The following is a 1,105-nucleotide window of genomic DNA, read 5'->3' on the forward strand; positions in this document are numbered from 1 at the left end:
GTATTGGTTACGACCCCTTACTTCTACGATCACTGACTTCGTATCATCGCTCGTTACGGAATTTAAGTGAGTTCCATCAGGTAAATCAACTTCAATGCTGTGTGTGATAATAGGCCCCGTCGCCATTAAAACTAACACTAGCACCAACAAAACATCAAGGAGGGGAATAAGATTAATATCAACATTGATTTCTCTACGTACTCTTCTTCTTGCCATACTTATCTTCATCTTTTTACTCTTACTTATACTTATATTTAGGTGCTAGCGAAGGCCTGACGAAATAATATGGCGATAAATTCTTCGGTAAAATTATCGTAGTTCTGTTCAAGCTGATTGATACGCTGGCTTAGTCGGTTGAATGCCATTACCGCCGGAATAGCAACAAATAGACCTATCGCTGTTGCAATTAGCGCTTCGGCGATACTCGGTGCTACCATCTGTAGTGTAGCTTGTTTGACCGCTCCTAGGCGAATAAAAGCGTGCATAATGCCCCAAACTGTGCCTAAAAGACCAATATAGGGGCTTATAGAACCGATATTTCCTAAAACAGAAACATTTGTTTCTAGTGCTTCTAGTTCTCGGTTCATCGAAATACGCATAGCGCGCGATACACCCTCCACTACGGCGGCGGGGAAGGTAGTTTTTGCACTATGAAGCCTGATAAACTCCTTAAATCCCACGTAGAAAATTTGTTCTGAGTTACCTAGATTATCGCTACGTGCTTCGCTCTCTTGATAGAGTCGGGATAATTCAATACCAGACCAAAATTTCTCTTCAAATGCTTCCACTTCGCGGTAGGCTGCGTTAATTACACAGGTACGCTGGATAATAATAGCCCAGGATATAATCGAAAAAAACATCAAAACTAGCAATATTAGTTTGACTAGAAAACTAGCAGTGAGGAAAAAAGCCAAAATATTCATATTAGTCACTACTTAAACTCCGCTAGTAGTAATCTACTGTTATTTACTGTAGATGTAGATAGAGACAGACTGGAAAAATATCTACCTGGCAGAGTTAGCTCTAGTAATTTGTATTTCAAGTGCATTGTATGAAAAAAAGTAAGATACACTAACTGATTTGTTCATACGAATATTTATCACAT

Annotated in this window: 2 protein-coding genes; both read right to left on the bottom strand. The window is 39.3% G+C overall.

Translation table 11 applies throughout. The features are described from left to right. A partial coding sequence (locus CEX73_RS01800) for a biopolymer transporter ExbD (protein ID WP_260081192.1) occupies window positions 1–222 on the bottom strand: 222 nt, incomplete at its 3' end. A gap of 32 nt (window positions 223–254) precedes the next feature. Beyond that, on the bottom strand, window positions 255–932 hold the full coding sequence (gene tolQ / locus CEX73_RS01805; RefSeq protein WP_101626894.1) for a Tol-Pal system protein TolQ: 678 nt from the start codon (window positions 930–932) through the stop codon (window positions 255–257). Window positions 933–1,105 lie beyond the last annotated feature (173 nt).

The sequence above is a fragment of the Candidatus Palibaumannia cicadellinicola genome (genome assembly GCF_002855795.1).
Lineage (GTDB): Bacteria > Pseudomonadota > Gammaproteobacteria > Enterobacterales > Enterobacteriaceae > Baumannia > Baumannia cicadellinicola_C.